Here is a 7,582-nt window from a genome sequence, read left to right on the forward strand (position 1 = left end):
CAGGGCGGCCCGGAAGGCGCGGGCGTGCAGCAGTGATGGCAGCCCCGGCCGACGGTGTGCACGCTCATCGGCCGGCCTCCAGGAAACGCCTGATGGCCGCCGTCTCCGCGGCGATCCCGTCCGTCAGACCGGAGTCCGGGACCTCGCCGAACAAGGAGACCGCGGCGGCGTTGTTCTGTCTGCGCCAGGCCCAGGTGCCGTACGCGAGGCCGTCCATGAGCACCGTCGGACGGATCTGACCACCGCCCGGCCAGACCTGCCGCTCGTGCGCCGGGGGCACGGACAGCGAGCGCGAGCGGTAGCCCACGAGGTAGTTGTCGTACGCGGGAAGCAACCGCACATCGGGCGGGCCCCCGCCCAACGGGCCGTCGGCCTCCCCTGCCATCTTCGCGAGGAGTGCGCATCGCCCGCCCGGAACCTGGCACTCGACGATGTGCCCGGCCGCGCCCAGTGTGCGCCACACGCGCCGGGCGACGGACAGCGGCAGCCCCGACCAGGTGGCGAAGTCCTCCGGCGCTGCCGGTGCGTAGGCCCGCAGATAGCGCAGCGCCAACTCGGTCTCTGCCTGCTCGCCCTTCGGTCCTCGGTGTTCCGTCGGCAGCCAGTCGGGCAGCAGGACGAAGGCGGCCTCGCCGTCGAGCTCCGGGCCGTGGCAGAGGACCCCTCGGAGCGCTGCGCGCCGGATGAGGTGAAAGGGGGCCTGCCCACGGGCGGGGAGCCCGCGGTCCGCGAGGTGCCCGGTCAACTCGGCCCGAGTCGCGGGCCCTTCGGCGAGAACCCTGGTGAACTCGGCCTCCGCCCGGGCGCAGACGCCCTCGTCCAGCCCCAACTCCCGGTAGCGGCGCTCACTCTGCCGCAGGAACACCGGACCGAGGAGGCCGAGCAGCCAGGGGAAGTCCACCGCGGGGACGATCTGCAGCGTGCCGCGCATGAACCAGCCCCGTACGATGCTGCGCTCCGACTCGGCCGCCCGGCGCACCTGGGCGGCGGTCACACCGGTGCCGCGCACCCGTATCCCGAGGGCGGCGGCCGACGCGTCCTGCGCCTGCACCGCGACCACATGCTCGACGACCCCGGCCACCGAGCCGTGGCGCACTCCCTCGCCCAGTCCCTGACTGCGGCTGCGCAGCGCCCGCGCCCGGCCTGCCTCCAGAGATCGCATGGCTCCGACCGTACCGAAGTCCGCGCCGGGGGGTGTGAGGTGTTCGCCCGGTCGGCGGAAGAGCGAGTCCAGGAACACCTGCCCTCCTCCACGACCCGCGCCCACGGTGAGGAGGACGGGCGTGTGCTGCGCGCGGACCTGTCGGGCGGTGATTCCGCCCCCGTCGGCCCGGGGCGGTGGTTCGATCGTCAACATCTCCAGCGTGGACGGTCTTGTCAGCGAGCCCTTCCTCACGGTCTACTCGGCGTCCAAAGGAGCGAGCGTGATCCCGACCAAGGGCGTCACGCTCGACGACGCCCAACAGAACATCCGCTGTACGACACCATCGACTCCGTCCAGCCGGCCGACCGGCCCGGCGAACCGCGCGGGACCGCGCGTGACCCTCGACCCACCCGCAGCCGTACCCCCTCCCCCCGCACCCCCGTCCCCCGTTCAACAGCCCGTCAAAAGGGGTTCCCATGGCTTTCGACAAGGTCGAGCAGGCCGAACCGACCGGCACCGGACCGGCCGAGGTGAGTGACGACGAGGCGCGCCTCCACGAACTGGGCTATGCCCAGGAGTTGGAGCGCAGCATGTCGGCGTTCTCCAACTTCGCCGTCTCCTTCACGATCATCTGCATCCTCTCCGGCTGTATGACCCTGTACGGCTTCGGCATGAACACCGGCGGCCCCGCCGTCATGGTGTGGGGCTGGCCGATCGTCGGTCTGTTCACCCTCACCGTGGGCCTGGGCATGGCGGAGGTCTGCTCCAGCTATCCGACCGCCGGCGGCCTCTACTACTGGGCGGCCAAACTCGCCAAGACCAACGGCCCCGCCTGGGCCTGGTTCACCGGCTGGTTCAACTTCCTCGGCCAGGTCGCCGTCACCGCCGGCATCGACTTCGGCCTCGCCCAGTTCCTCAACGCCTTCCTGGACCTCCAGTTCGGCTTCGCCGCCACCCCCGGCCACACGGTCCTGCTGTTCGGCGTCACCCTCCTGGTGCACGCCCTGCTCAACGTCCGTGGCGTCAAGGTCGTCGCCCTGCTCAACAACATCAGCGTGTGGTGGCAGGTCATCGGCGTCGCGATCGTCGTCCTGGCCCTGATCGTCTTCCCGGGCAAGCACCAGTCCGCGGGCTTCGTCTTCGGCCACTTCGTCAACAACACCGGCTGGGGCTCGGGCCTCTACGTCTGTCTCCTGGGCCTCCTGCTCGCCCAGTACACCCTGACCGGCTTCGACGCCTCCGCCCATATGACGGAGGAGACCCACGACGCCGCCCGCTCCGGCCCCCGCGGCATCGTCAACTCGATCCTGGTCTCCCTGGTCGCCGGCTGGATCCTGCTGATCGGCGTCACCTTCGCCATCCAGTCCTACGACGGCGCGCTCGGCAGCAGCACCGGCGTACCCCCGGTCCAGATCTTCCTCGACGCGCTCGGCGCGACGGGCGGCAAGCTGCTCCTGCTGATCGTCATCGGCGCCCAGTTCTTCTGCGGCATGTCCTCGGTGACGGCCAACTCCCGCATGATCTACGCCTTCTCGCGCGACGGCGCCCTTCCGGGCTCCAAGATCTGGCACCGGATCAGCGACCACACCCGCACGCCCACCAACGCGGTCTGGCTCGCCTCCGGCGGTGCCTTCCTGCTGGGCCTGCCGTACCTGATCAACCCGACCGCGTACGCGGCCGTGACGTCGATCGCGGTGATCGGCCTGTTCATCGCCTACGTCATCCCGATCTACCTGAGGCTGCGGCAGGGCGACGACTTCGTCGCCGGACCCTGGCAGCTGGGCCGCTGGAGCAAGCCGGTCGCCGTCACGGCCGTGGCCTGGGTGGTGTTCGTGACCGTCCTGTTCATGCTCCCGCAGGTCAGCCCGGTCACGGCGACCAGCTTCAACTACGCGCCGGTCGCCGTCGCGGTCGTGCTGGGCTTCGCCGGCGCCTGGTGGGGACTGTCCGCCCGCAAGTGGTTCAGCGGCCCCAAGGTCCAGGGAAGCGCGGACGAACTCGCCGCCATCGAGCGGGACTTGATGGGCAGCTGAGCACACTCGGTCCTTCCGGTGCGGGGGACGGCGGTCCCCCGCACCGGCGACCTGTGACGTTGGCCCGGTGCCCGGCAGCGGGTCACCACCCGGTGAACAGCAGGTGGTTGAGGAGCAGCGCGAGCAGCGCCTGCGCGGTCAGCCAGGCGCGGGGGCGGGGCAGCAGGGCGCAGGCCGGGAGCAGCCACATCGCGAACGGCAGCCAGATGCGTTCCGTCTCCGCCTTGCTCATGCCGGACAGATCGGCCGCCAGGACGGACAGGACGGCGGCGGTGACGAGCAGCGCCGGACGGATCTCGGTGACGGGTGCCGTACGGGGTGCGGCCAGGACGGCACCGGTTCGGCGCAGCCCGGCCGCCGTCGCCGGGCCGGTGATCAGCACGGTGCACGCCAGGTCGGCCCAGACCCAGTAGCCGTAGGGGCGGGTGCCGCCGACCCCCTGGTAGTAGCGGGTGACCAGCAGTCGGTACCCCTCCCACCAGTCGAACCCGGCGAGGGTGAACACCGCCGGGACCACCGCCGTCCCGGCGAGCAACAGGACGAGGATCACCGGCCGGTCGCGGACCCGGCGCCGCCCGATGACCAGCACCGCCGCCCCGGTCACCGCGAAGAGGACCAGGCCGTACGAGAGGGAGCAGGTCAGGCCGTAGAGCAGACCGGCGCCGGCTGCCCAGGCGGTGGACCGCCCGGTGACCGCGAGCGCCAGCAGGGCCACCGACCAGGCGGCGACCGCGGCGAAGTACCCGTCGGCGGAGGCCCCCACCCACACGGCGGCCGGGGCGAGCACCAGGAAGGGCGCCGCCCGGCGGGCCGGGCGTTCACCGGCCAGCGCGCGCAGCGCCACCAGTACCGCCGCGCAGGCGGTCGAGCCGACCGTGATGCACCAGGCGCCCGCCCAGCCGCCGCCGCGCAGGCCGACGCGGTCCAGCAGGACGAAGGTGAGCGTGGCCGCCGGGGGGTGTCCGGCGATATGGGCGGGCCAGGGCGCGGGGGAGCCACTGACGATGTGGTGGGTGAAGTCGCGCAGGGCGGCGGGGATGTCGTGGAAGCGGCCGATGACCGTGAGGTACTCGTTGCGCGTGGTGAGGCGGCCGGCCACGCCCCGCCGCCAGCCGTCGACCAGCGCGAGCGACCAGATCCACGCCAGGGCCGCGCCCCAGGCCGCGGCGAGCAGCCCGCGCCACGGCAGTCGTACCGCCAGGGCCGGGCCGTACGCCACCACGGCGACCGCCACCAGCACGGCGGCCGGCGTGCCCGGGCCCAGGTGCGGGTCCCAGTCGGCGAACAGCGGGGGCCAGTGCACGAACAGGGTGTGGCGGGTGTCCTGGACGTGCCGTCCGACCAGCACGGCGACGAGGACGAGCAGGGCGGCGGCGGAGGCGGCGCAGAGGTCGGCGTACCGATCTCGGCGGGGAGTGCGGGTCACACCGGAACGCTAGGCCGACGGCCGGGTGCGGAACCGGATCGGCCGCCGGACGTCAGCGTTTCGTCATGGGTCGGGTGCCCTTTCCCCGGGTGCTCCCGGCCTACCGTCGGATCATGCGAGACGACGATCCGCGGCTTCCCTCCTCTCCCGGCTTCTGGCGCAGCCCGCTGCGCGGCACCTGGTTCACCTCGGTGCTCGGCCTCGTGCTGCTCGCCGGCATCACCGTGCTGTTCGTGACCGGGCTGGTGTCGTACGCCGCCTACAACCCGGGCCTGTCCCCGGTGAACGACCAGACCCCGGACAAGGGGATCCTCGGCTTCTTTCTCTTCGCCTGGCCGACGAACCCGTACTGGCTGTACCGGCTCACCCAGGGCCTGCACGTCACCCTCGGCATCACCCTGATCCCGGTCCTGCTGGCCAAGCTGTGGTCGGTCGTCCCGAAGCTGTTCGCGCTGCCGCCGGCCCGCTCCCTCACTCACGCCCTGGAGCGGATCTCGCTGCTGTTGCTGGTCGGCGGCGGCCTCTTCGAGTTCACCACCGGCGTCCTGAACGTCCAGCTCGACTACGTCTTCCCCGGCTCCTTCTACCCCCTGCACTACTACGGCGCCTGGGTGTTCTTCGCCGCGTTCGTGGCGCACGCGGCGCTCAAGGCGCCGGCCGCCGTCCGGGCCGTGCGCAGGCGACGGCAGGAGCAGGGCGACTTGGTGTCGCCGCGGCCGGAACCGGCCACCGTCTCCCGGCGCGGGGCGCTGTGGTTCGTCGGGGGTGCCTCGCTGCTGCTGTTCGTCACGACCGCCGGGCAGAGCATCGGGGGTGCGCTGCGGCGTACGGCCCTGCTCGCGCCGCACGGCTGGGCCGATCCCGGCGGCGGGCCGGGCGGCTTCCAGATCAACAAGACGGCCACCTACGCCGGGATCGACCCGGCGGAGACGGGCGCGGAGGCGTGGCGGCTCGTCGTCACGGGGCGCGACGGGCGGACGGTCCGGCTGAGCCGCGCCCAGCTGCTCCAACTGCCCCTGCACAGCTCGGCGTTGCCGATCGCCTGTGTGGAGGGCTGGTCGACGGACGACCAGTGGTGGCGCGGGGTGCGGCTGCGGGACCTCGCCGCCCTGGTCGGGTACGACGGCGATCCTCCGGACGCGTTCGTCGAGTCCCTGCAGCGGCACGGCGCCTTCCGCCGCGCGGCCCTGCGCGCCAACCAGGTGGCCGACCCGCGCTCCCTGCTCGCCCTGTACGTCAACGGCGAGGACCTGTCCCCCGACCACGGCCACCCGGCGCGGGTCATCGTGCCCGCCGCGCCCGGTGTCCTCAACACCAAGTGGGTGGCCCGGATCACCTTCGGAGACCTGTGATGCGCCCGCGCCCTCTTCCCCTCGGCAGCCCCCTCCCGCTCCTGTTGCCGGCCTGCTCGTTCGCCCTCGCCGCCTACGCCGGAGTGCGGCTGTTCGCCGGCGACTGGCTGGGCGTGGCGCTCTGGCTGGTCGGGGCGGCCCTGCTGCACGACCTGGTGCTGCTGCCCCTGTACGCGCTGGCGGACCGGGCCGTCGCCCGCGGGCTCGACGCGGCCGGGCGCCGGGCGTGGACGATGTACGTCCGGGTCCCCGCCGCCCTCTCCGCGCTGCTGCTCCTCGTCTGGTTCCCGCTGATCAGCGGGACGGTGGACCGGCGCTACCGCTCGGCGACCGGGCTGCCGGCGGACGGCTTCCTCGTCCGCTGGCTGCTGATCTCCGCCGTGCTCTTCGGCGGCTCGGCGCTGTTGCTCGCCCTGCGGGTGCGCAGGGCGACGAAGCGGCGCCCGCCGGCCGTCCACTGACCGGCCCGCTCCCAGCCCCGCGCGTACCGCAGCAGGGCCGGGGTGCCGACCCGCGCCCACGGGAACGCACCGCCGCCGTCCGGCCCGGCTGCCGTGCCGACGACCTGGACCCGGACCACCTCGTGGACATCGACCGGAGCCGTCTCCGCGATCAACAGACCACCGGGGCCGAGGAGTCGGGCCACCCGGCCCAGCAGGGCGCGCGGGTCGCCGCCGATGCCGATGTTGCCGTCCATGAGCAGCACGGTGCCCCAGCGGCCCTCGCCCGGCAGCGTCTCGAAGACCGAGCGTCGCAACGCCGGGCCGCCGAGCCGCACGGTGTGGTCGACGGCGGCCTCGCTGACGTCGATGCCGAGGACGGTACGGCCCCGGGCGGCGAGTTCCGCGACCAGCCTGCCGGGGCCGCAGCCGACGTCCAGCACGGCGCCCTCGCACCGGTCCAGCACCGTCCGGTCGACCGGGTCGGCCCGCGCGCACCACCGCTCGACCTCCAGCGGCAGCAGCCAGCCGTCGGCGCGGCGCAGGAACAGCGGCCCGCGCCCGGCGCGCAGGGCGGCGGCGTAGGGGTCCGCCCCGGCCCAGGCGACGACCGGTGAGGCGCTCATCGGGCCGTCCCGCCGACTGCCGTGGACCGGGCCAGCCGGGCCGCGAACCGGCCGTGCGGGGCCAGCGCGGCGACGGCGGCCGCGTCGGCGGCGGTGTCCACGTCCCGCAGAGCGGGCAGGTCGCGCACCCTGAGCCCGGCCGCCGCCAGCCGCCGGCGCTGGACGGCGCCCGTCCACGGTGTCGACATGGGCACACCGAGCAGCAGCGCGGGGTCCGGCTCGGCCAGCCCCAGCGCCCAGAAGCCGCCGTCCTCCGCCGGGCCGAAGCAGGCGTCGTGGCCGGCGAAGTCGACCGCGAGCAGTTCGGGGGTCACCTGCGGGGTGTCCATGCCGATGAGCAGCGCCGGACCGTCGCAGTGCGCGAACGCGTCCGCCAACCGCTCGTCGAGACCGCCCGCACACTGCGGTACGACGTCGAAACCGGGCGGCAGCCAGGGGCCGGGCCTGCCGTCGAGGACGAGGAGCCGCCGGGTGGCGGGGGCGGCCGCGACGGCGCGCAGGGTGTCGCCGAGCGCCGCCTCGGCCAGGGCCGCGGCCTCGGCGGGGCTGAACGGCGGGGTG

At 73.7% G+C, this 7,582-nt stretch carries 7 protein-coding genes; 3 read left to right on the forward strand and 4 right to left on the reverse strand.

The features are described from left to right. Nucleotides 1–64: 64 nt before the first annotated feature. Nucleotides 65–1,162 carry a winged helix DNA-binding domain-containing protein gene (locus ACWC09_RS48365; RefSeq protein ID WP_450858215.1) on the reverse strand — a complete coding sequence of 366 codons (1,098 nt, stop codon included), beginning with the start codon at nt 1,160–1,162 and terminating at the stop codon, nt 65–67. Here ACWC09_RS48365 and ACWC09_RS48370 point away from each other — a divergent pair. Together ACWC09_RS48370 and ACWC09_RS48375 are read left to right on the forward strand one after the other, a co-directional pair. Next, complete coding sequence (locus ACWC09_RS48370) at nt 1,161–1,682, forward strand: SDR family NAD(P)-dependent oxidoreductase (RefSeq protein WP_450858216.1); 522 nt, start codon at nt 1,161–1,163, stop codon at nt 1,680–1,682. The two genes, ACWC09_RS48365 and ACWC09_RS48370, sit on opposite strands and share 2 nt — an antisense overlap. Continuing rightward, nucleotides 1,621–3,177: an amino acid permease gene (locus tag ACWC09_RS48375; protein WP_450858217.1), complete on the forward strand. Its 1,557-nt coding sequence runs from the start codon at nt 1,621–1,623 to the stop codon at nt 3,175–3,177. Before ACWC09_RS48370 ends, ACWC09_RS48375 begins: the two co-directional genes overlap by 62 nt. A gap of 82 nt (nt 3,178–3,259) precedes the next feature. Here ACWC09_RS48375 and ACWC09_RS48380 read toward each other — a convergent pair whose 3' ends face one another. Beyond that, nucleotides 3,260–4,603, reverse strand: coding sequence for a hypothetical protein (locus tag ACWC09_RS48380; RefSeq protein WP_450858218.1), 1,344 nt, complete (start codon nt 4,601–4,603; stop codon nt 3,260–3,262). Nucleotides 4,604–4,716: 113 nt separating this feature from the next. Between ACWC09_RS48380 and ACWC09_RS48385 the strand changes: the two genes are divergently transcribed. Then, entirely contained in the window at nt 4,717–5,955 is a 1,239-nt protein-coding gene (locus ACWC09_RS48385) for a molybdopterin-dependent oxidoreductase (RefSeq protein ID WP_450858219.1), read from the forward strand. 316 nt (nt 5,956–6,271) lie between these two features. Here the strand turns inward: ACWC09_RS48385 and ACWC09_RS48390 are convergent, their stop codons facing one another. Together ACWC09_RS48390 and ACWC09_RS48395 are read right to left on the reverse strand one after the other, a co-directional pair. Next, entirely contained in the window at nt 6,272–7,021 is a 750-nt protein-coding gene (locus ACWC09_RS48390) for a class I SAM-dependent methyltransferase (protein WP_450858220.1), read from the reverse strand. After that, on the reverse strand, nt 7,018–7,582 hold a 565-nt coding region (locus ACWC09_RS48395; RefSeq protein ID WP_450858221.1), incomplete at its 5' end, for a TIGR04282 family arsenosugar biosynthesis glycosyltransferase. The genes ACWC09_RS48395 and ACWC09_RS48390, both read right to left, overlap by 4 nt.

It is taken from the genome of Streptomyces sp. NPDC001617 (assembly GCF_053596855.1).